At 68.0% G+C, this 20871-nt stretch carries 20 protein-coding genes, 1 tRNA gene and 2 pseudogenes; 16 read left to right on the top strand and 7 right to left on the bottom strand.

The features are described 5' to 3' along the window. The 5 genes and pseudogenes from AB0L71_RS26275 to AB0L71_RS26295 all read left to right on the top strand — a co-directional run. Positions 1-1901, top strand: a pseudogene (locus AB0L71_RS26275) (hypothetical protein); the annotation flags it as partial. A 7-nt stretch (positions 1902-1908) separates the two neighbouring features. After that, positions 1909-2589: a hypothetical protein gene (locus AB0L71_RS26280; protein WP_365247436.1), complete on the top strand. Its 681-nt coding sequence runs from the start codon at positions 1909-1911 to the stop codon at positions 2587-2589. Between the two features lie 222 nt (positions 2590-2811). Further along, positions 2812-2958: pseudogene (locus tag AB0L71_RS26285) on the top strand (addiction module toxin RelE); the annotation flags it as partial. Further along, positions 2955-3272 carry a helix-turn-helix transcriptional regulator gene (locus AB0L71_RS26290; protein WP_365247438.1) on the top strand — a complete coding sequence of 106 codons (318 nt, stop codon included), beginning with the start codon at positions 2955-2957 and terminating at the stop codon, positions 3270-3272. The pseudogene AB0L71_RS26285 and the gene AB0L71_RS26290, both read left to right, overlap by 4 nt. Before the next feature lie 117 nt (positions 3273-3389). Next, a complete protein-coding gene (locus AB0L71_RS26295; protein ID WP_365247440.1) occupies positions 3390-3677 on the top strand; it encodes a hypothetical protein in 288 nt (95 codons plus the stop codon). 75 nt (positions 3678-3752) lie between these two features. Here AB0L71_RS26295 and AB0L71_RS26300 read toward each other — a convergent pair whose 3' ends face one another. From AB0L71_RS26300 to AB0L71_RS26315, 4 genes are all read right to left on the bottom strand, one after another. Then, positions 3753-5798, bottom strand: a complete 2046-nt coding sequence (locus AB0L71_RS26300) for an ATP-binding protein (RefSeq protein ID WP_365247442.1) — start codon at positions 5796-5798, stop codon at positions 3753-3755. Further along, the gene (locus AB0L71_RS26305; RefSeq protein WP_365247444.1) at positions 5795-6718 is read right to left on the bottom strand and encodes a DUF4255 domain-containing protein; all 924 of its coding nucleotides are present in this window, start codon (positions 6716-6718) and stop codon (positions 5795-5797) included. Before AB0L71_RS26305 ends, AB0L71_RS26300 begins: the two co-directional genes overlap by 4 nt. Positions 6719-6746: 28 nt before the next feature. After that, complete coding sequence (locus AB0L71_RS26310) at positions 6747-8741, bottom strand: VWA domain-containing protein (protein ID WP_365247446.1); 1995 nt, start codon at positions 8739-8741, stop codon at positions 6747-6749. 352 nt (positions 8742-9093) lie between these two features. Next, positions 9094-9720: a response regulator transcription factor gene (locus AB0L71_RS26315; RefSeq protein WP_365247448.1), complete on the bottom strand. Its 627-nt coding sequence runs from the start codon at positions 9718-9720 to the stop codon at positions 9094-9096. Between the two features lie 214 nt (positions 9721-9934). Between AB0L71_RS26315 and AB0L71_RS26320 the strand changes: the two genes are divergently transcribed. Continuing rightward, the gene (locus AB0L71_RS26320; RefSeq protein ID WP_365247450.1) at positions 9935-11257 is read left to right on the top strand and encodes a hypothetical protein; all 1323 of its coding nucleotides are present in this window, start codon (positions 9935-9937) and stop codon (positions 11255-11257) included. 112 nt (positions 11258-11369) lie between these two features. On the opposite strand, the gene AB0L71_RS26325 is transcribed toward AB0L71_RS26320, so the two are convergent. Continuing rightward, positions 11370-12197, bottom strand: coding sequence for a DUF4157 domain-containing protein (locus AB0L71_RS26325; RefSeq protein WP_365247452.1), 828 nt, complete (start codon positions 12195-12197; stop codon positions 11370-11372). 404 nt (positions 12198-12601) lie between these two features. Between AB0L71_RS26325 and AB0L71_RS26330 the strand changes: the two genes are divergently transcribed. Together AB0L71_RS26330 and AB0L71_RS26335 are read left to right on the top strand one after the other, a co-directional pair. After that, positions 12602-12898, top strand: coding sequence for a type II toxin-antitoxin system VapB family antitoxin (locus AB0L71_RS26330; protein WP_072488263.1), 297 nt, complete (start codon positions 12602-12604; stop codon positions 12896-12898). Between the two features lie 172 nt (positions 12899-13070). Continuing rightward, positions 13071-13664 (top strand): LytR C-terminal domain-containing protein, encoded by a 594-nt coding sequence (locus tag AB0L71_RS26335; RefSeq protein WP_365247631.1) that lies wholly within the window; start codon positions 13071-13073, stop codon positions 13662-13664. Positions 13665-13853: 189 nt separating this feature from the next. On the opposite strand, the gene upp is transcribed toward AB0L71_RS26335, so the two are convergent. Beyond that, entirely contained in the window at positions 13854-14489 is a 636-nt protein-coding gene (upp, locus tag AB0L71_RS26340) for a uracil phosphoribosyltransferase (RefSeq protein WP_365247454.1), read from the bottom strand. A gap of 103 nt (positions 14490-14592) precedes the next feature. Between upp and AB0L71_RS26345 the strand changes: the two genes are divergently transcribed. The 7 genes from AB0L71_RS26345 to AB0L71_RS26375 all read left to right on the top strand — a co-directional run bounded on the left by AB0L71_RS26345 (position 14593) and on the right by AB0L71_RS26375 (position 19465). Further along, positions 14593-14793, top strand: a complete 201-nt coding sequence (locus AB0L71_RS26345) for a hypothetical protein (protein ID WP_365247456.1) — start codon at positions 14593-14595, stop codon at positions 14791-14793. Between the two features lie 190 nt (positions 14794-14983). Further along, on the top strand, positions 14984-15541 hold the full coding sequence (locus AB0L71_RS26350; protein ID WP_365247633.1) for a hypothetical protein: 558 nt from the start codon (positions 14984-14986) through the stop codon (positions 15539-15541). Positions 15542-15622: 81 nt separating this feature from the next. Then, positions 15623-16051, top strand: a complete 429-nt coding sequence (tadA, locus tag AB0L71_RS26355) for a tRNA adenosine(34) deaminase TadA (RefSeq protein ID WP_365247458.1) — start codon at positions 15623-15625, stop codon at positions 16049-16051. A gap of 79 nt (positions 16052-16130) precedes the next feature. Beyond that, positions 16131-16218, top strand: a tRNA-Ser gene (locus AB0L71_RS26360). A 752-nt stretch (positions 16219-16970) separates the two neighbouring features. After that, positions 16971-17264 (top strand): Dabb family protein, encoded by a 294-nt coding sequence (locus AB0L71_RS26365; RefSeq protein ID WP_365247460.1) that lies wholly within the window; start codon positions 16971-16973, stop codon positions 17262-17264. 208 nt (positions 17265-17472) lie between these two features. Then, positions 17473-18363, top strand: coding sequence for an RNA polymerase sigma factor SigF (locus tag AB0L71_RS26370; RefSeq protein WP_365247462.1), 891 nt, complete (start codon positions 17473-17475; stop codon positions 18361-18363). Positions 18364-18598: 235 nt separating this feature from the next. Beyond that, the gene (locus AB0L71_RS26375) at positions 18599-19465 is read left to right on the top strand and encodes an RNA polymerase sigma factor SigF (protein ID WP_365247464.1); all 867 of its coding nucleotides are present in this window, start codon (positions 18599-18601) and stop codon (positions 19463-19465) included. A 262-nt stretch (positions 19466-19727) separates the two neighbouring features. On the opposite strand, the gene AB0L71_RS26380 is transcribed toward AB0L71_RS26375, so the two are convergent. After that, on the bottom strand, positions 19728-19940 hold the full coding sequence (locus tag AB0L71_RS26380; RefSeq protein ID WP_365247466.1) for a hypothetical protein: 213 nt from the start codon (positions 19938-19940) through the stop codon (positions 19728-19730). A 393-nt stretch (positions 19941-20333) separates the two neighbouring features. On the opposite strand from AB0L71_RS26380, the gene AB0L71_RS26385 reads away from it, so the two are divergent. Continuing rightward, complete coding sequence (locus AB0L71_RS26385) at positions 20334-20855, top strand: MarR family transcriptional regulator (RefSeq protein WP_365247468.1); 522 nt, start codon at positions 20334-20336, stop codon at positions 20853-20855. The last annotated feature ends 16 nt before the right edge of the window (positions 20856-20871 follow it).

A 20871-nucleotide genomic window follows, 5' to 3' on the forward strand; every position in this document is an offset into this window, starting at 1 on the left:
TCATCTCCCTCCTCAACCCCGCCTCCGCGTTCGTCCGCGCGGTCAAGGGAATCATCGACATCGTCACGTTCATCGTGAACCAGGGCGCCCAGATCGTGGAGTTCGTCAACGCCGTCCTCGACTCCGTCATCGCCATCGCCAACGGCGGCACCGCCGGCGTCCCCAAAATGATCGAAACCGCCCTCGCCGCCAGCGTCCCCGTCCTCATCGGCTTCCTCGCCTCACTCCTCGGCATCGGCAACCTCGCCAACAAAGTCAAATCCGTCTTCCACGCCGTCGCCAAACCCGTCAACCGCGCCATCGACAAAATCGTCGGCTTCATCGTCAAGAAGGGCAAAGCCCTCTGGAACAAATTGAAGAAGAGGAACAAAAAGGGTTCTGCGGGACAACGCCCAAGCCCGGGGAGCTCGACCGCCAAGGAAGACAATGCGATTAGGGACGCAAAACGCCTACTGAATCGGAAACCACCAAAAGAGGTCGTCTCCGAGCGACTTCCCGTCATCTCCCATAGGCACGGCACCCCGCTACACCTCGTAGTAGAGTCAAAAACTGACCACGGCGAGCGGGTTCACGTCCAAACGATGTCAACCAATAGCGTGAACTTGCCGAGCGACAGTGACCAGGATTCACAGGTAGCCCTCGTTGGCAAGAATTTCATCACACATGGAGGACAACTCATAGAAAAGGCGCATGCCGATTGGTGGAGCAAACAACTGAAGCATCCGGAAATCACAAACGGGAAAATATGGAAAGACGATAGCATTCTCCCGCCGACAAGCGTACTGGCAAAAAAGTACCTTAACGACAGGAGTGTGCACGAGAAAGTAACAAAAGACTACTACCCCAACAAGCGCAGCGATCCCAACAAAGATCATTTCTACGCCAAAGTTTTCGGAGATTCGCAGAAGTATTCACGGAAGGAAGTCATCGGACTACTCGGTGCAGCCGCACTCAATAAAATTCGCAAAGTCGGAGTCGAGAGCGCACGTCAGGCACAGGACGCAGAAACCGAGAAAACGCTCAAGAATATGCGTTTCCTTCCGAACGAAGGTCACTATGGTCGATTCGATCCATTCCCCAAAGGTACCAAGGCTCCGAACCGCGAACTGGAGAAGGCGATCGAGCAAGTCAGCGCACCACCCAGGGAGAAGATCATCAAATTCCTTCAGCTGATCATGGAAGGCAAGACTGTGGGAACAATCGACTGGGGAGAGTTCAAAGACCTTTGGGACAACCATGCAAATTCGAAAGCTTACGTGAAGACGAAATTTCGCGAGGCCGATGGCGGCAAGCACGAGTGGATTCCAACAAACTACATCGCCGACGTTCTGCACTTTGCGGTGGAACACAGAATTAAGGGGCGCCTGGAAGCCGCACAGGATTGGCTCACCTTACATAATAAATTGCGCTCGTTCACTTCGGACGTGATCTATCGCGTGGAGATACCGCCTGGATCCGAGCTAATCACAGAAAGAGGTTCTATATCGGCTCACGCCGGCGCCTTTGTCACCGTCGACGACCGAAAATTCATCTTCAACGACGGCGACGATCCATGGCACAAGGGGCTGCGTGGACTATTCGACAACTTCATAGGCGCCAATCGATCAGGAACCGCGTTACAATTCCTGGAACTCCTTCAGGCCAGACTACCCAAGCCTGGAGTCGCCCCAGAAGTTGAGCGGCTCATATGGGATCCAGGAGTCCGCCCCATCCCGGCCGCAATGCGAGGCGTAGAGGTCGATGCAATTTATCGCAACATTACGGTGAACCCAGGTGGAGTTGTCCGTACAGACGAACGAGTAAGGATATCCTTGGGCGATCTGGAATCTCTTCAGAAGATAAATTACGAACGGGTGCGCGCCGACTTTCAGAAGGTCCACGACATTCTTAGCGGGGAGTGAAGCACTCATGGGGATTCCCATTGAGCCGGAAATCAAGAAAGGCGTCGAACTGGCCCGACTGCACAAACGACTGAGGAGGGATGACAGCGAAACGATCACGGAGCTCCATGTGTCTCACGCTAAATCGTTGGCCGGACTCGCAAATTTTCCGGACCTCGAGATCCTCATCCTTGCCGGCTGCGATCCGGTAGCACCTAAAACCCTACCTGATCTGGGGCGGCTTCTATCGCTAAGGATTCACGACAGCGGCCTCCGTGACATTGAGGGAATGGATAAATTCCCAGGTCTGCGCATCCTGTCATTGCCAAGGAACCGGATTCAAGATGTGTCCCCGCTCCTGAACTGCAACCTCGCGAGTCTCGAGATCACAGGAAATCCATTGTCTCAGGACTCTTACGAGATGGTCCTCCCGGAGCTGATGCGTCGTGGATGCAATGTTTCTCGGTCACAGGAGCGCGAATGGAGAGCGTCTCTCCGGATTCGTGAGGCGAACATTCCCCTCAGTTGTTATCGGAACAACGGTCGGTACTATCTTTGCAGTCCAGGGCTTGAAATCACTGGAAGTCCTGATACCGACCACCCAGAGATCAGAATCGACGAGGTAGAAGATCTGCTGGACAGGGACCCGAACGTACTCCTGGAACTGTTCCGTCAGCGGGGAGGTGTTTGGCATCCTCCGAACCCCTGACAGCATCACGTGAATCAGAATGTGGACCAGGCTCCGCGTGGGGTCATCGAGGCCGTGTGCGCCCGTGTCGGCAAGCGCGAACTCTCCGCTCATGTCGAGGGGGCAGGAGCGACTGCCCCCATTGAGCGTGGGAGGACAACGGCCGATCCCCCTTCCACCCGCGAGAAGTCAAGGCCAGGTCAGGCGGATCCCGCCGCCCCCGATCGCGTAGGCGGCCGGCCCCCTGAGCGCTGCGCCGTGCTCCTCGTCGCCGGAGACAAATCAGGACAATGGACCCAGTGGTACCGCCGGTCGGTCCCTGTGGCCGAGGCACGGTACGACGAGTGGTTGGCTCACATCGCACAACGGCAGAAAGGCACTTCGGAATGACTACTTTCCACTCCTGGGACGAAGTGAAGCACGAGGTCTTCGATGCCGAGGACCTCGACGAGATCGAGCTCGGTGCCAGGCGGATGGTTGCTGAGGCGCGAGCACACCGACTGGTCGAGATGCGCAAGGAGCTCGGGCTGACACAGAGCGACATGGCCGACCGCATGCACGTGCGGCAGGAGCGCATCTCCGCCATCGAACGGGGGCGGACGACAGCCACGGAAGTGGGCACGATCGCGGCCTACATCGCAGCTCTGGGTGGACAGCTGGAACTTGTGGCCAACTTCAACGGTGCCCGCGTCGTGATTGCCTGAGTTGCGCCAGGTCCACGGCTTCGTCACAGCCCTCGTGGTGCTCGCACACGGATCCATGGGAAGTGCCCTGCCGCAGAAGGCGCAGCCTTCTCCTCCTTCCTGTAGGAGATCGGTGTCATGAGTGACGCACCCACCTACGGCGTGGGCGGAGGCTCCACCGCCAACGTCTCCGTCAGCCTGCGCTCGGGCAATATCGCGGCCGTCCGTGCGCGAGTGGGAAAGCGGGGCTTCTCCGCCTACGTGGACGCTGCCGTGCGGCGGCAGATCGAGCGGGACAACCTTGCCGAGCTGACCGAACGACACGAAGCCGAGCACGGTGTCTTGCGCCACGCGGAGGTCGAGGCCGCACGAACGCTTCTGCGGGGCGATACCGAAACCTGCGGTGATCCTCACCTCGGACCCTGAGGTTCTCAGGCAGCTGTGCGGGGACCAGGTACGGATCATCAAGGTCTGAGCGTCGGGCTCCGCGAGGCGCCGTCCTCACGCCAGCAGCCCCAGATACGGCCCGAACTCCGACGCCAGGGTCAGCCGGCCCAGCTTCTGGTACTCGCGCTGGATCGCGTGGATCAGCGTCGGCATCGTCACCGGCTCACCCGTGTCCGCCGCCAGGTACGCCGCCGTCACCGCGATCGAGCGGATGTTGCCGCCCGCCAGCTCGAAGTTCTCGGCGCAGAAGGCGAGGTCCAGGTCCTTGCCCCGGGGCAACAGCGGCCCCAGGCACCGCTCCCAGAGGACCAGGCGCTGTTCGGGGTCCGGGACCGGGAAGTCGATGACCAGGTCCAGGCGGCGGGTGAAGGCGTCGTCCAGGTTGGCCCGGAGGTTGGTGGCGAGGATGGCCAGACCGTCGAAGGACTCCATGCGCTGCAGCAGGTACGCGCTCTCCACGTTCGCGTAGCGGTCGTGGGCGTCCTTCACGTCCGAGCGCTTGCCGAAGATCGCGTCCGCCTCGTCGAAGAGGAGGACGCCGTTGACGCCCGCGGCCTCGGAGAAGATCCGTTCCAGGTTCTTCTCCGTCTCGCCCACGTATTTGTCGATCACCGTCGCCAGATCGACCGTGTAGAGGTCCAGGCCCAGGTCTGCGGCGATGACCTCCGCCGACATGGTCTTGCCGGTGCCGGAGTCGCCCGCGAAGAGGGCCGATACGCCTCGGCCCCTGCCGCCGCCGGGGCGCATGCCCCACTCCCCCAGGACCCGGTCGCGGTGGCGGGCGCGGGCGGTCAGTTCGCGGAGTTGAGCGTGGGTGTCCGGCGGGAGGACCAGGTCGTCCCAGGTGACGGTGGGTTCGATACGGCGGGCCAGCCGGTCCAGACCCGCCGCGTTCTGGGCGCGGGCGCCCTGGCGGACGTGGTCGGGGGTCAGGGCGCCGCCGTCCAGGTGGGTGGTCTGGGCGGCGCCCCGGGCGGCGCGGGTGATCTGTTCCGGGGTGAGGAGGAACGGCGAGAGCAGCCGGTCCACGTCGATGGTGTCGGGGACGGGGGCGGCGTACGCGTCGGTCCACAGGGCGGCTCTGGTCGAGGGCTCGACGCGGGGGGCGTGCAGGAGCAGGGGCGGGGCGGTGGACCAGGCCGCGTCCCAGGGGGCCCGGCCCACCAGGATCGTGGGGACCGGGGTGCCGGTGATCAGCCGGAGGAGTTCCGGGTGTTCGCGGGAGACCGCGTCGAGCGGGGCGCAGACCAGGCCGGCGCCGGTCAGCCGGGCCTCCCGGACCAGGGAGCGGACCGCGTCGGCGGGTGACGGGTCCTCGGCCAGCCGTGCCAGGTTCAGGCCCAGCACCCGGTGGCCCGCCAGGGTCAGTGCGGTGGCGGCGAGGGCCGTGCCCGCGCCGCCCTGGTCCTCGCGGAGGTAGGCGAGCGAGGCGCCCCGGGTGAGGGCCGCGGCCAGCGGGGCCGGGTTGCCGACGCCCGGTACGGCATGCCAGGGGGCGAGGAGGTCCGCCAGCCGCGGGTCGGGGGTGTCGTCACCCAGGAGGTGGGCGGTGACCCGGTCGGGGACGCGCAGCGCACGGCTCAGGAACGGGCGGTCCAGGTCCTCGGCCAGCAGCAGGCGGCCTTCGCGGAGCGGCGCCAGGGGCGAGAGCCGGCCGCGTGCCACCTGGTCGGCCGGGGACAGTCCGCACAGCCCCAGGGCCAGGCCGATGGAGGGGCGGCGGCGGGTGACGTCGTCGTTCAGGTAGCCGTAGAACGCCTCGAAGCGGTCGTCGAGATCCGGTACGAGCGCGATGAGGAGGATCTCGGTGTCGAGGGCGGTGAGGCCGAACACGTCGGCCAGGGACGTGAGTCGGGATGTCTCGGACGACACGTCCGCCCAGGCCTCGTCGTGGTCCCCGACGGGCGACGGATAGCTGCGGGCCTCCTCCTCGTCCAGCAGGCGGGCGATGTTCTCGTCCGTGAGGTAGAGGCCGCGGAAGGCGTCGTCCGGGGCCGGGTCGGTGAGCTGCCGGGCCTCGACCGCTCGTCGGATGCGCTGCTCCACCGCTACCGCGCGGGCGAGGAGATGGCGCAGGTTCGGGTCGCCCGCAGTGGTCATCCGGTGCTGTCCTCCGTCTCGGGCTCCATCGAGGGCTTCGTTTCGGGCGCCGTCCCGGGCTCCGGCTCGGTCTTCGTGCGGTTCTCGGTGATACGGAGGGACAGTCCGCGCCGCCGTTCCGTGTCGGGAGCGCGGAGGGCACCCCCACCCGGGCCGCCCGCACCTCCCGAACTTCCCGGTCCTCCCGAGCCCCCTGAACCTCCCGATCCCCCCGGACCACCCGCGCCGCCCGGACCACCCTGGTCGTCCGCACCACCCCGGCGGGCCGGCCGACCCGGCCTGCCTCCGTACACCGGAAGGCCGCCGCGCCCCGGCATCGGCTCCGTCAACGGCTCGGCCGCCTCGGGTACGTCCCCGAAGCGGGCGTGGAGGCCCTCGTCCCCCACCGGCGGGCCGACCACATAGCTCGGCGAAGCCGTCACCGGCACGCTGATCACCAGGTCCAGCGAAGGCTTCAACTCGCCTCCCAGCGCACTCCACACGTCGGCGAACGAGCGGTCCTCCGGCGGTGGCAGCGCGATCGACATCGGTACCGGCGCCCCGATCTCCGCCAGGGTGCCCGTCAGCCGCTCCGGAGGCAGCGCCTCGTACCGCAGCAGACAGCCGAGCAGTGAGGAGAGCAGCCGGTGCTCGTCCTCCGGACGCTTCGTCCATGCCGTGATCAGGTACGAGAGCTTGAAGAACCGGGGCGGGCGGCGGCGCGCGATGATCGTGCCGCGCTCGTCGTACTCGTTGTGCAGCCCCCGCTCACGCCGGCGCATGTCCTCACGGATGTCGTAGAGATAGAGGTTGACCACGGGCGCGTTGACCTTCGCCGCCCAGTCCCGGGTCGGGGCGTCGAAGACCACCGCGATCTGGCCGCCTTCGAGCACCTCCGCCCTGATCAGAGCCCTCAGTACGTCATCGACCTCGTGGATCACCCGATCACTCCCGTGGCGTGGCCGGCCCTCATGCGCGTCCCGCGAAGTCCGGTGGCTGGAGGTTGCGTTGGACCACCAGGACAGGTTTCTTCAAGCGGTCGATGTCCCGGGTGTCCACCCGGAGCTCCCGCGGACCGAGCTTGTCCTTGCGCAGCACCGGGATCTGGACCTCGAAGGTCCCGTCGGCGGCCACGGTCACCCGGGACATCTCCGCGGTGATCCCGGTGTTCCACGTGAAACGTGCGGTCTGCCCCGGCGGGTAGTCCTTGCCCCTCGCCAGCACCACCTGGCCCGGCTTGACCACCTGCGGTGTGACCGTCAGCGAAGGCTTCAGGACGCGCAGCCGGTCGGTGGCCTGGTTGTTGGCCGTCCGGCGGTCCGGCAGCGTGCCGCGCACGGTGGCCCGCACATCCCCGGTGACCGCCGCACGGTAGGTCGCCGTCTGGGTGATCTCGATGCGGCCACCGGCCGGGATGGTGCAGGGTTTGGCCGCTGTGCAGCGGGTCAGGGCGGGCAGAGTGCGGTCCTTCGCCTTGGCAGGTTTCGGCCAGGACGAGGCGATGACCACGCCGGTCGCCGTGTCCGGTCCGGCGTTGGTGACGGTGAAGCGCGCTCGGGCCGGGCGGCCGGTGTACGTACGGTCCGGGCTGACGTCGGCCTTCACCGCCACATCCGCCGAGGGCGGTACGGGCGCCTCGAGGACCTCGATCTGTGCGGTGTCCCTCCCCGTGTTGCCCGCCGAGTCGGTGGCCGAGCAGGTCACCGTGGTGATGCCGACCGGGAAGAGCGAGCCGGAGGGCGGGGTGCAGGTCACCGGCAACGTGCCGTCGGTGGCGTCCTCGGCGGTGGCGCCGTAGGACACCCGCGCACCCCCCTTCCCCTTGGCCCGGACGGTCAGATCGTCCACGGTGACCACGGGTGCCTCGATGTCGTTCACATCGATGTTGATCTGTTCCTGGAAGTCCGGATCGGCCGCCGCTGCCGGTCCGATGCTTTCGGCCTCCGGTGCCTGGGTGCCCATCAGGAACTGGACGGTGCAGGTCAGCCGGGTGCCCTGGGGAGCGTCCGCGGAGACGTCGATGTTCTCCGCGAAGTGTGCGGTGTCCCCGCTGGTGAGCTGCTGGGTCGGCGGATCGAGGCTCACGCTCAGATGCGGGTCGCAGTTCTCCAGGCGGTAACCCACGTTGGTGGGGAGGTTGTTGAACCCTTCGATGATGGCGTCCACGACATCGCCGCCTTCGATGCCTTCGATCATCCGGCCGTTGGTGGCGGTCGCCAGTCTCAGGGCCTGGTCCGGATCGTGCACCTCGTCGTTGGGGTATCTGGGTATCCGGCCGTTGCCGTTGAGGCCATCGCCCCGGTCACTGGTCAGGCCGACCGCGATCAGCCGTACCCCCGCGTCCTGGAGGGCGAACTCGGCGTCGCTGAGGTAGTACTTGTAGTTGCTGGGTTCATGGCTGGACGCGTCGCCGACCAGCACGATGACGGGACTGGAATCGGGACGGAACACGGTCTGCCCGTTCCCGCCGTTGGCCAGCTTCCACAGTGCGTAGATCCAGTCCTCGGGCGGACCCTTGCTGTAGGAACCCATGTCGGACGTGAGCTGGTCGACGCCCTTCTGCACCTCGGTGAGGTCGTACGTCAGTCCCTGGAGCACCTTGAAGCCCGCGTCGGGGTCGACTTGCTGATCGCCGAAGGTGGCCACGGCGAAACGCGAGTCGGGCTGTTGCTCGCGGATCGCCTTGGTGATCTCGGGAATCCGTCTCTTGACCCGGTCGATGGGCTCATCCATGCTGCCCGTGCCGTCCACCAGCAGGATCACATCCGGCTTCGGCGGAAGCGCCGGAGTACGCACCTGCTTGTCCACACCTGTGGATCCGCCGGGGTCGACCGCGTCGGTGAACTCGGCCGGGGTGACCCAGGGCTCGGGCTCGACCGCCGCCGGCGCCTGCGAGGTGACGGCCGAGCCAGGTGCGACACCGGTGACCACCAGGAGCAGGGCCAGCGCCGGGACACGGAGCACGGCGAGCGTCCTGCGCTGGGCAAAGGGCCGGCCCACCTGCCCCTTCCGCGACCGCGACGCCCACTGAAGCGGATGGAACCAGCGCACGGAAGTCCTCCCCCACCCTCGGCCGATCGGCATACCGGACGCCACGGTCCCGTACCCCCGTCCGTCCCGCAGCGGAGCAGGAGTCACACCCTCGGGAACCTTCCGCTGCCCGATCGGGCAGCGGAAGGCATGCCGGTGCGTCCGAAGCCGTGTCCGGGCTGACGAATCCGCCGGAGCCACGGAGCCGACGCGACCGCCACGACTGACACGACCGCCGCGACCGCCGCGGCTGCCGTGACTGCCGTGGGCGTCCGGGCCCGACCGCTCAGATCAGTCCCTGCCGCATCGCGTACGCCACCGCGTGCGAGCGGTTCCGCAACTGGAGTCTGGTCATCACCGAGTGCAGCACGTTCTTGATCGTGCGCTCGGAGTAGGCCAGTTTCGTCGCGATGTCCGCGGTGTCGTACCCCTCCGCGACCAGCCGCAGCACATCCACCTCGCGGGCCGCGAGCCCGGTGAAGTGCAGGCCACGCGGGCCGAGCACCTGCCCCTGGAGCCGGCCCACCTCTTCGAGCAGCCTGCCCAGCAGGTCGGAGGGGAGATGGCCCTCACCCCGGGCCACCGTCCCTATGACCTGCACCAGATGCTCCGGGGTCGACTCGGAACGCCTGACCACCCCGGCGACCCCGCACTCCGCGGCACTCACCAGCTTCTGCTCGTCGATGTCCGTGGTGACCAGGACGGTGCGTGAGGTGCTGGTGCGCTGAATGTGGCGCAGCATCGTCAGCACCTCCTCGTCGACCGTGTCCACGACGACGACCACGATCCGGGGCGAGGCCTCGCCCTCTCCCCATTCCGTCACGCTGACCTCGGGCCGCGCTCGTAGCTGACTGGCCACACCCGCTCGCGAGATCGGATCCTGGGCCCGTAATGCGACAGTGATGCGCTCCATGGCAATGCTCCCCCTGGGCAACAGCCGCTGGCAGGCATCACGCGAACACAACCATCACGGCTGTTCTCGTATGCCTCATTCGTCATGAGGCGGTCAGACGATTCCCTCATACCCCCCCGGGGAAACAGAAAAGCCGATCCGGGCACAGAAGTTGCCCGGAAGTGTTCCTTCACGGCCGATGCCGGTCATGCGCGCCGAACCTACGGTGCGCCGTATGAGTCTCACGGCAAGCCTCGACGCATCGTCCGTCACGGCCGCACCGGGCGAGGAGACGGCCCTCCCCCTGCGGATCCTCAACTCCAGCCGCACCGTCGAGGAATACCGCTTCGAGGTGGTCGGTGAGTGTGCCGCCTGGTCGACGGTGGAGCCGGCCACCCTCTCGCTGTATCCGGGCGACTCACAGACCGTCTCCCTCATGTTGCGTCCGCCCCGCGACTCGTCCGTCCTTGCGGGCGAGACGACCTTCGGGATCCGGGTGGTGCCCACCAGCGAGCTGAGCAGCACGGTGGTGCCCGAGGGGCGGGTGACCGTGCTGCCGTTCCACGAGACCACCGCCGAGCTGGTGCCACGCAGTTCGCACGGCGCCTGGCGCGGCAGGCACCGGATCGCCGTCGACAACCGGGGGAACACCCCGGCCACCGTGCGGCTCAGGGCACAGTCCGGTACGGAGCGGGCCCGGGTCTCCTTCGCGGCGGACGCGTTGCAGATCGCCCCGGGACGGGCGGAGTTCGGGCACGTGACCGTCCGGCCGGCCAAACGCATCTGGCGCGGGACACCGGTCACGCACCCCTTCCAGGTGGTCGCCACACCGGATGCGGGCGAGGGGCAGGCCCCGGTCACCACGGTGGTCCTGGACGGCTCGTACCAACAGGAGCCGATCCTGCCGCGCTGGCTTCCCCGGGCGCTGATCACCGCGGCTGTCCTGCTGATCGCGCTGGTCGGGCTCTGGTACGCGTTGCTGCGGCCGGTCGTGAAGTCGGCGGCCCGGGAGGCGGTCACGCCGGAAGCGGTCCGGTCCGCCGCAGCGGCCGACAAGAGCAAGGCCCCGGAGAGCGGCTCGTCGGCCGGAGCGGCGTCGGGCGGGGGCGACTCGTCCGGAGCGGGCGGGGGCGCGTCGAAGCCCAGCCCCTCGCCGAGCCCCGCCGCATCCGGCGGTGCGTCGAACGCCGCCCCGACCAGTGCGCAGGTGCAGGTCAGGGACTCGGTCGGCGGTGGGTCGAACACCGCGACGGCCCTCCGGGTACCCAGCGGGCACACCTTCCAGCTGACGGACATCGTGGTCCAGAACCCGCAGGGCGACGCGGGAACGCTCGTGGTCTCCTCCGGCAAGGACCGGCCCGTGCTCCGGCTCGCACTGGAGAACTTCCGGGACTCCGACTACCACTTCGTCACACCGATCCTGGTGCCCGCGGGCGGCACGGTCACGATGACCGTCGACTGCCGGAAGGTGGGCAAGCCGGTGAACGCACCGGCGCCCGCACGGTGTGCGGAGTCGCTGTTCCTCGGCGGCACGATGCGGACGGACTCCGCGGACTGAGCCCCGAGCCCCGAGCCCCGACGAGGGCTGCGCCCGCGGATCCCACGGGCGCAGCCCTCGTCGCGTTCCCCGGGGCGGGACCGCCGGTCCCGGCGCTCCCCCCAACGGCCCGTCAGGCAGGTGGAGCCTCTTCCTCCTCCTCGGCTCCTTCCTCCGCCCGTTGGACGAAGGAGCCCTGCACATCGGCGGGTTGCTCGTCCTCGTCCTCCGTCGCCTCGCGTTGCACGGCAGGCACCGCGGCAGAGGGCGTGCCATGGCCGCTCCCCTCGGCCGTGGGCGCCGAGGCCGAGGCCGTACCCGGGGCCGGGTCCGCCAGCACCCGGTCGGCGTTGACGACGGCCTCCCGCTCGAACCGGTCGGACGGATCGCTCACCCGGATACCTCCGGGCGCCTCCGTGCCCTCCACCGGGCCACTGCGCTGCTGGATCACATGGGTCAGTTCATGGGCCAGCGTGGTGCGGCCCTGCGGGGAGGACGGGTCGTACGCGTCCCGCTGGAAGACCACGTCGTTGCCGACCGTGTAGGCGTGGGCGCCCACGCCCTTGGCCGACTCGTGCGCGGCGGAATCGGTGTGGACGCGCACGTCGGAGAAGTCTGCGCCCATCCGCGCTTCCATGTCGGTGCGGGTGTCGGTGTCCAGCGGCCGCCCCCCGCCGGACGAGACCACGTCGTGCACGGGGGAGCGCTCTTCCTCCTCCCGCCTCTGGAGCATCGCCCCCACGGCGCTGTTGCCGACCGTCCGCTGGAGCACGCTCATTCCGCCGGCTCCGACCACATCGGCCCGCCCGGCGGCGGCCGCACGGTAGAGATGCGGGGTGTCCGCGGTCTCCCGGCTCTCGCTCGCACCCGAGGCGTGCAGGGCCTCGTCGTGCTCCTGCTCGTGGCCGTGGCCCCGCTCGTGGTCGTGATCCTGGTCCCATTCCTGTGCGTGCATCGTCATCTCCCTGACCGCACCCCGGTCGGCGGCCCGTCGTGATGGCCCCACCACGTCCACCTTCACGACCCGTCACTGCCTCGTCCAGCCCGGACCCCGCCGGTCGGGGGCAGCCGGCGCTGCCCCTTCGGGCACCCGGACCGTTCCGACGGCGCGGTGGACCCCGGCCGCGTCAGGGCGCCGCGGGCCGCGCCCGGCCCGCTCGTCGTGCCGGTGTCCGACGCGCCCGGTTCCGACGCGCCGCCGCCCGAACGGCCGTCGATGTCCGGCACCCGCTCCCCGACCCGTGTCTGCCGCTGTCACTCCTCGCGGACCACATTTCGAAATGCCCGCTTTTATGGCGTTCTTGACGGCATCGCAGTCCCGCTCCATGGCTGCGCCCGGAGGGTCTTGCCCGGTAGGCTTTCCGTGTGATCTTCAAGCGCATCGGAAATGGGCGGCCATATCCCGACCACGGCCGGGAAAGCACCCGACAGTGGGCGGATGTCGCGCCACGCCCGGTCCGCCTCGATCAACTGGTGACCACCAAGGGCAACCTGGACCTGGAGACCCTCCTCGCCGAGGACTCGACGTTCTACGGTGACCTGTTCGCACACGTGGTGAAGTGGCAGGGCGACCTCTATCTGGAGGACGGGCTGCACCGCGCGGTCCGCGCCGCACTCCAGCAGCGCCAGGTCCTGCACGCCCGGGTACTCGAACTCGGCTGACAAAGCCCGCGACACCCCAGCACCCCTCCCCCCTATCCGCCGATCGCGCGTATCGCTATGGGTTCGTTCGGGTGCATTCGCACCCATACGGGTGCGATCTATTGATCATTTAGTAGGCATCATCACCGGGTCGCACTACGCTGCGCCCATGAGCATGCTCACACCCCCCGGCATGGGCGGAAAATACCGCATCACGGGCAACAAGTACCCGCACATGCGCCGCCCCCGCCGTCGCGGCAAACTGATCCTCACTGTCACCGCTTCTGTGGTTGCTCTCGGACTGGCCGGATGGGGCACGCTGCAGCTCATCGATGTCTTCACCGGCGGAGACCAGAAGGCCGGCGCCGCCGACCACGCGGCGGCGTGCCCGTCCGCCAAGCCGTCCGAGCCCGCGAAGGCACTGCCGGCCCCCGCGAAGATCACCGTCAACGTCTACAACGCGACACCGCGCAGCGGACTCGCCAAGAAGGCCGCCGACGAGCTGAAGAAGCGCGGCTTCACCATCGGCGAAGTGGGGAACGCCCCGGCCGCGTACGACAAGAAGGTCCCCGGTCCGGGCGTGCTGCTGGGCGCCCCCTCGGCCACGAAGGGCTCGTTCCCGGTGCTCGGTACGCAACTGGAGGGGGCCGTCTCGAAGACCGATGCCCGCAGGACGGCGGACGTCGATCTGATTCTCGGTACGAAGTTCACGGCGCTCAGAACGCCCCAGTCGGCCGCCGCGGCCCTCGCCGCACTGACGAAGCCGGCCCCCGCACCGTCCTGCTGACGCCCGCCGGGCCGGTCCCGGCGGATCGGTCCGCCCCGGTCCGCCCAGGGCCTCCCGCACGGGCCGGATCCGGGTACCGCGTGTCCTGACCCGCGCACCGGTCCGAGCCAGGAGACCTCGGGCCTCCCGGACGGGCCGGATCCGGGTACCGCGTGTCCTGACCCGCGCACCGGTCCGAGCCAGGAGACCTCAGTCGACCGTGCCGTACATCCGGTCGCCGGCATCGCCGAGCCCCGGAACGATGTAGCCGTCCTCGTTGAGCCGCTCGTCGACCGAGGCGGTGACCACCGTCACCGGCGTCCCCGCCAGCTCGCGCTCCATCACCTCGACGCCCTCGGGCGCCGCGAGCAGCACGACCGCGGTGACATCGTCCGCGCCGCGCTTGATCAGTTCCTGAATGGCCGCGACCAGCGTGCCGCCGGTGGCCAGCATCGGGTCCAGGACGTACACCTGGCGGCCCGAGAGGTCGTCCGGCATCCGCGTCGCGTAGGTGGACGCCTGGAGCGTCTTCTCGTCGCGGATCATGCCCAGGAAGCCCACCTCGGCGGTCGGCAGCAGCCGCACCATGCCGTCGAGCATGCCGAGGCCGGCCCGCAGGATCGGTACGACCAGGGGGCGTGGGTACGACAGCTTCACCCCGGTCGTGGATGTGACCGGAGTCTCGATGTCGACCTGCTCGGTACGTACGTCCCGGGTGGCCTCGTAGGCGAGCAGGGTGACCAGTTCGTCGGCGAGCCGCCGGAAGGTCGGGGAGTCGGTGCGCTTGTCGCGCAGGGTGGTGAGTTTGTGCGCGACCAGTGGATGGTCGACGACGTGGATCCGCATGGGCTCAACAGTAACCGGGCCGCCCGCACCCGTGCGCTGGCATCAACCGCACGTTCGGGGGGAAGGTGGGGGCAGACGAACCCAGCCTTGGGGTGATGCATCGATGCCGGACGGTGAACGGCGGGAGAAGGACGAGCCGGACACCCCGGCACCGCAGGACGCGGACGCGGCACGCCGGAGACGGCGCGCCCAGTTCCTGCGCGAACTTCATGAGGCGAAGGCGCTCCGCGACCGGGTCCAGCCACGCCGGGCCAGGGCCGCCCGAATGCGCCAAGCCATGCGGATGCGGACATTCCGCTGGTAGGCCCGGAACGGCGGACCAGTGTCCCCCTGGTGGCGGCGTCCAGGAGAACTGATGGCCGACGCAACGGCCGAACTCCTCTCGCAAGGCCCATGTTTCTGCCACGATTCCGATGGGCGGGACCGCAGGGCAGCCGGGCCACCGAATGCCCTCCCGCCGGACCGACGCCCCTATGACCAGTGGGAGAGTCACGGTGTATTTCGCCGCACTGCTCGCGCGCACCGAAGACGGGTGGGAAGCGAGCGACACGGAACTCGACAATGTGGAGACCCTGTCCGACCTGACGGATCTGGCCCGTGCGGCCTCGGCCGACGAGGACACGGTGCTCCTCTTCATCGAGCAGGAGGACGCCTGGTTCGGCGTCGTCCGGGTGGACGGTGAGGAAGACCCCAGGATCTTCGTCTCGGACGCGCCCGCCGCCGCCCGCTCCTCCTACGGGGAGATCCTGCTCACCGACGAACTGCTCGGCCGCGAACCAGGGGCCGACGACACGATCGCCGCCCTCGAAGAGCTCGTCGGCCTCGACGGTACGGAGGACGGCGAACCGGACACCCCCGACAACGACAACGACGACAACGACACCGACGACGATTTCGATGCCGACGCGGTACCTGCGGGCCCGCTCGGTGACACCGGCGTCCTGGCCGACCTCGGGCTCCCCGAGGCGGAGCTGCTGATGCTGCGCACGGACGCGCTGGTGGAGATCGCGGACGCGCTGGGTGCGGCCGAGGTCCTGGAGGCCGTCCGTTAAGGTCCGCGGGTGAGCGAACCACCGCATCCGCAAGAACCACCGGCAACACACGATCCCCTGAGAGACCCGTGGCGGGCGCACATGCGCCACGCCCTGGCCGAGGCCGACCTGGCGGCGCGGGCCGGCGATGTGCCGGTCGGCGCCGTCGTGCTCGGTCCGGACGGCTCCCTGCTCGCCACGGGGCACAACGAACGCGAAGCTGCCGGCGACCCGACCGCGCACGCCGAGATCCTCGCCGTCCGCCGGGCCGCGGCGGCGCTCGGCCAATGGCGACTGTCCGGATGCACACTGGTGGTCACCCTGGAGCCGTGCACCATGTGCGCGGGCGCGCTGGTGCAGTCCCGGGTGGACCGGGTGGTCTACGGCGCGCGCGACGCGAAGGCCGGGGCAGCGGGCTCGCTCTGGGACGTCGTACGCGACCGTCGGCTCAACCACCGCCCCGAGGTGATCGCCGGAGTGCTGGAGGAGGTCTGCGCCGAGCAGCTGACGGCGTTCTTCCGCGACCTCTGACCAGGCTCGGGGGACGTTGGCGGTCTGCTGCGGCCTATCGGATTTCGGCGGACGGCCGGGATGGTCTAAGCTCTCTCTCGGTAGCGTGTCCGAGCGGCCGAAGGAGCTCGCCTCGAAAGCGAGTGTGGGGAAACTCACCGAGGGTTCAAATCCCTCCGCTACCGCCAGCAACACCCCTCTGAACTGCGGAAACGCAAATCAGAGGGGTGTTTTTGCATGCTGTCGTGCCGCATGGATCCGCCACCGCCCGCTGAGGGATCCGCGAGGGGCCGCGCTCACACGCCGACAGACCAACGCCTCACCAGGAGAAAGCACGAAGCCTGGAGCCCGAGCCGAACCGGGCCCCTTCTCGTGTTCCACCCCCTCGCGCGCCAGACCGTGCGCATCCAGGCCGCCGGCCGGGGGAAGCGGCATCAGGGGGACAAGCCGCCTCCCCCGCCGGATGCAGTCCCTCACACCCTCGCCGCAGTCGGAGGAGAGCGCGCGGCGGAGTCCCACAGTGAGGTCCTGCTCCCAGCCCTCCGGACCCCTGCCTGGTCCGTCGGGCTTCACCGTCCATCCTGCAGCCTCATAGAAGCCTCATGAGCGGACAAAAGACCTCGATCACCGGGCCCTTGGGTCTGTCCGGACGGCCCTTTGGTCCTCAAAGGCTGTGCGAGGGCCGGGAAACACCCGAGGGCCACGACCACTCCTGCGGATAGAATCGCCCGACTGCACAGGGGATCGACGGTGAGGCAGGGGCTGATGGTGCAAGCGAAGAAGATAGCTCTCTACGTGATAGTCGTCTTCGTGCTGTACACGATCATCACGTCCCCGGAGCGAGCGGCGGACCTGGTCCAGATAGGGTTCGAAGGCATTTCGAATGCCGCACAGGGCGTCGGCGACTTCATGACCGAACTCGTGAAATAGGAGTACTCCCGTGATCCGCCATCTGGTCCTGTTCAAGCTGAACGACGGCGTCCGCCGGGACGACCCGCGGGTCGTCGCCGGTGCGAAGGCCTTCCAGGAACTGTCGGGACAGATCCCCGAACTGGAGTTCTGGGAGTGCGCCTGGAACATCACCGACCGTCCGATCGCATACGACTTCGCCATCAACTCCGCGGTCGCCGACGAGGACGCCCTGAAGCGCTACATCGAGCACCCCGCCCACCAGGCCGCCGCCGGGCAGTGGCGCGCCTTCGCCACCTGGGTGATGGCCGACTATCCGTTCTGATCCACCCGGTCCACCCGGAGCCACCCGATCCGGTCGAACCCCCGAGCCCCTCACCTTCACGGCGAGGGGTTTTTCTTACTGTTCAAACCAGTTCATCCCCCAACACGGCGTTACGCGGTGCTTGCACACGGTGTACATGTCTTGTGATGCTATGACCGCTTTTGATGGACGAGTTGACCGAAGTTGACCGCAAAGGGGTGGCGTCACCGTGCCGGCCAGTACAGCGCCTCAAGTGCCTCCCCAGACCGTCCAGGGCGTCGGGACCATCCAGAGCACCGGGACAGCCGAAACCGCCCGGCCCGAGACGCCCGACAGTGCGGCACCGCCCAGCAGGACCAGGGGCGCCGACACCAGGGCCCTCACTCAGGTCCTTTTCGGACAGCTCAAGAATCTGGATCCGGGCACTCCGGAGCACGGCCGGGTACGGGCGGCGCTGATCGAGGCGAACCTCCCCCTGGTGCGGTACGCCGCGGCACGCTTCCGGAGCCGTAACGAGCCCATGGAGGACGTCGTCCAGGTCGGCACGATCGGCCTGATCAACGCCATCGACCGGTTCGACCCCGAACGCGGCGTCCAGTTCCCGACCTTCGCGATGCCCACCGTCGTCGGGGAGATCAAGCGGTACTTCCGGGACAACGTACGCACCGTCCACGTCCCGCGCCGGCTGCACGAGCTCTGGGTCCAGGTCACCGGCGCCACCGAGGACCTGACGACCGCCCACGGCCGCTCCCCCACCACCGCGGAGATCGCCGAGCGGCTGAAGATCTCCGAGGACGAGGTACTGGCCTGTATCGAGGCAGGCCGCTCCTACCACGCGACCTCGCTGGAAGCCGCGCAGGAGGGCGACGGACTGCCCGGCCTGCTGGACCGGCTCGGCTACGAGGACCCGGCCCTCGCCGGGGTCGAGCACCGCGACCTGGTCCGGCATCTGCTCGTACAACTGCCCGAGCGCGAGCAGCGCATTCTGATGCTGCGCTACTACAACAACCTCACGCAGTCGCAGATCAGCGCCGAACTGGGTGTCTCCCAGATGCACGTGTCAAGACTCCTGGCCCGCAGCTTCGCACGACTTCGATCCGCAAACAGGATCGATGCGTAACCGGAACGGGTAGAGACCTCGAAGTCCGGTTCGTACAGCGGAAATCCGACAGACCCCCTGTTAACTGCGCATACGCCAGAAGGACTTGTCGACATGTCACTACAGCGCGTTGCCGACATGTGACATTCTGCGGAAACCGCGTTTGCCGTGGCCCCGCCTCCGGTATTCAGGTGGAGGCTGCGTTCCTCCGATGGTCGCGGCTCGACGCGACCGTCCGCGACCTCAAGGGGGTGGCATGTCCGCAGAACAGGGCAGCTCGAAGGTGCTCACGCTCACGAAGAGCGCACCCGCACCCGCGGTGCTCACCAGCTCGCCGGAAGCCATCGACACCCGCACTCTGTCCCGCTCCCTGTTCCTGCGGCTCGCCGCGCTGGGCCCCGCACCGGGCCCCGACGGAACGGACAGTCCGGAGCGTGCCTACGTACGGGACACACTCATCGAGCTCAACCTCCCGCTGGTCCGTTACGCCGCGGCGCGGTTCCGCAGCCGCAACGAACCGATGGAGGACATCGTCCAGGTCGGCACGATCGGCCTGATCAAGGCCATCGACCGGTTCGACTGCGAACGCGGCGTGGAATTCCCGACGTTCGCGATGCCGACCGTCGTCGGGGAGATCAAGCGCTTCTTCCGGGACACCTCGTGGTCGGTGCGCGTCCCGCGCCGGCTCCAGGAACTGCGGCTCGCGCTGACCAAGACCAGCGACGAGCTCGCCCAGAAGCTCGACCGCTCGCCGACCGTGCCCGAGCTGGCCAAGGCACTCGGTGTCTCCGAGGAGGACGTGGTCGACGGGCTGGCCGTCGGCAACGCGTACACCGCCTCGTCATTGGACTCGCCCTCACCCGAGGACGACAGCGGCGAGGGCTCCCTCGCGGACCGGCTCGGATACGAGGACTCGGCACTGGAGGGCGTCGAGTACCGCGAGTCGCTCAAGCCGCTGCTGGCCAAGCTCCCGCCGCGGGAGCGCCAGATCATCATGCTGCGGTTCTTCGCCAACATGACGCAGTCCCAGATCGGTGAGGAGGTCGGGATCTCGCAGATGCACGTCTCGCGCCTGCTGACCCGTACGCTCGCCCAGCTCAGAGAGGGCCTCATCGCCGACTGACGGCCGTCGGACACCGCACCCTCGCACGAGGGTGCGTACGGCTCGTCGGCCGGACCGGTGCGCCAGGAACCGGCCGACCGCCGTGCCGACCGGCCCGCTCCCGCGCCGGTCGGTGCGGGAGCGATGCGGACGAAGACGGACGGCGGCCGCACGGCCACCCGGCGGGTGGGCCTCGGCGCCGGGGGCTGCGGCCCGGGACGTCACCGCCGTAGCGGCATGACGGGTGAGGCCGGAAGAGGGAGGCCGGGGAACCGGTGCCCGGTCAGCCGAGCGCGAGCCAGGCGACCGCGGCGAGGACGACGACCACCGCGACGACGGCGACGATCACCCCGGTCCTCGGTCCGGACGAGGCGGGCTGTTGCTGCTGCCGCCGCTGCGGCTCGCCCTCGTCGACGAAGGCCCGGAACATCTGGGTGCTGCCGGCCGGGTCGTAGTTGCCCTCGGGGCCCTGAGGGGCATGGGGGTTGTGTGCCATGGGCCAGGACACTAGCGAATTCGGCGGTACGGCCCAACCCCCGGGTCCGAGAAGGGCCGGACGGGGGCCGGGAGCGGGTGGAGGCGGTCCCGACCGGCACAGGCGCACAAGCACGTACCCGGACGGCGGCGTCACTCCCTGCACACGCCCTCACACGCCTGACGGGACCACCCCACCATTCCCCCATATCGGACACCCGATCGACGGCCCTGTGGCACGACACACATCGACCGCCACCCCGCGCCCACACGCTGGGCCTTTGACTCGGCCCCTACACACCCTTTTGCGTTCCTTTACTTATGCAAGCCCCATTTCGTTTGCCTTCAGCAACCAACGGCTTTTATCGTTGCCCTAAGCAACAACATGAACCGCTGGGCGTCTGGAGGAGGGCACGTGGCCGAACGACGTCAGTACGAGGAACTGGCCCGGCACCTCAGCGCCATCGGTGCTGTCAAGCGAGGTCTCGCCCGCACCCTTCCCGCCGAATGCCCCTCCGGATCCGCCGCCGTACTGGCGCTGCTCCGTGAGCACGGCGAGATGAGGATCAGCAGACTGGCCGAACTGATGGCCGTCGACATGTCGGTGACCAGCCGTCATGTCGCTCATGTGGCAGAGCGCGGCTGGATAGAGCGGTCCCACGACCCGACGGACAAGCGGTCCCGGATCCTGCGGCTGACCCCTGCCGGACGCGACCTGCTCGGCGGCCTGAACCAGCGGGCAACGGAGATGTTCGTCCGCAATCTCTCCGACTGGTCCGACGACGATGTCGGCCGGCTCAACACGCTGTTGGCGCGACTGCGCGACAGCTTCGCCTGTCGCGGCTCCGGAGGATGCACCCCCGGGAAGCACATCGGTGACTGCCATTCCCGGCCCGCCGACAGCGACGACGACGCGCACACCCGTACACCTGTGTAACAGAAGCAAAGACAAG

The organism is Streptomyces sp. NPDC052052, assembly GCF_040680455.1.
Taxonomy (GTDB): Bacteria; Actinomycetota; Actinomycetes; order Streptomycetales; family Streptomycetaceae; genus Streptomyces.

Coding starts and splice junctions, on each gene's coding strand:
- AB0L71_RS26280 (WP_365247436.1), top strand. CDS start 1,909: ATGGGGATTCCCATTGAGCCGGAAATCAAGAAAGGCGTCGAACTGGCC.
- AB0L71_RS26290 (WP_365247438.1), top strand. CDS start 2,955: ATGACTACTTTCCACTCCTGGGACGAAGTGAAGCACGAGGTCTTCGAT.
- AB0L71_RS26295 (WP_365247440.1), top strand. CDS start 3,390: ATGAGTGACGCACCCACCTACGGCGTGGGCGGAGGCTCCACCGCCAAC.
- AB0L71_RS26300 (WP_365247442.1), bottom strand. CDS start 5,798: ATGACCACTGCGGGCGACCCGAACCTGCGCCATCTCCTCGCCCGCGCG.
- AB0L71_RS26315 (WP_365247448.1), bottom strand. CDS start 9,720: ATGGAGCGCATCACTGTCGCATTACGGGCCCAGGATCCGATCTCGCGA.
- AB0L71_RS26320 (WP_365247450.1), top strand. CDS start 9,935: ATGAGTCTCACGGCAAGCCTCGACGCATCGTCCGTCACGGCCGCACCG.
- AB0L71_RS26325 (WP_365247452.1), bottom strand. CDS start 12,197: ATGACGATGCACGCACAGGAATGGGACCAGGATCACGACCACGAGCGG.
- AB0L71_RS26335 (WP_365247631.1), top strand. CDS start 13,071: ATGGGCGGAAAATACCGCATCACGGGCAACAAGTACCCGCACATGCGC.
- upp (WP_365247454.1), bottom strand. CDS start 14,489: ATGCGGATCCACGTCGTCGACCATCCACTGGTCGCGCACAAACTCACC.
- AB0L71_RS26345 (WP_365247456.1), top strand. CDS start 14,593: ATGCCGGACGGTGAACGGCGGGAGAAGGACGAGCCGGACACCCCGGCA.
- tadA (WP_365247458.1), top strand. CDS start 15,623: ATGCGCCACGCCCTGGCCGAGGCCGACCTGGCGGCGCGGGCCGGCGAT.
- AB0L71_RS26375 (WP_365247464.1), top strand. CDS start 18,599: ATGTCCGCAGAACAGGGCAGCTCGAAGGTGCTCACGCTCACGAAGAGC.
- AB0L71_RS26380 (WP_365247466.1), bottom strand. CDS start 19,940: ATGGCACACAACCCCCATGCCCCTCAGGGCCCCGAGGGCAACTACGAC.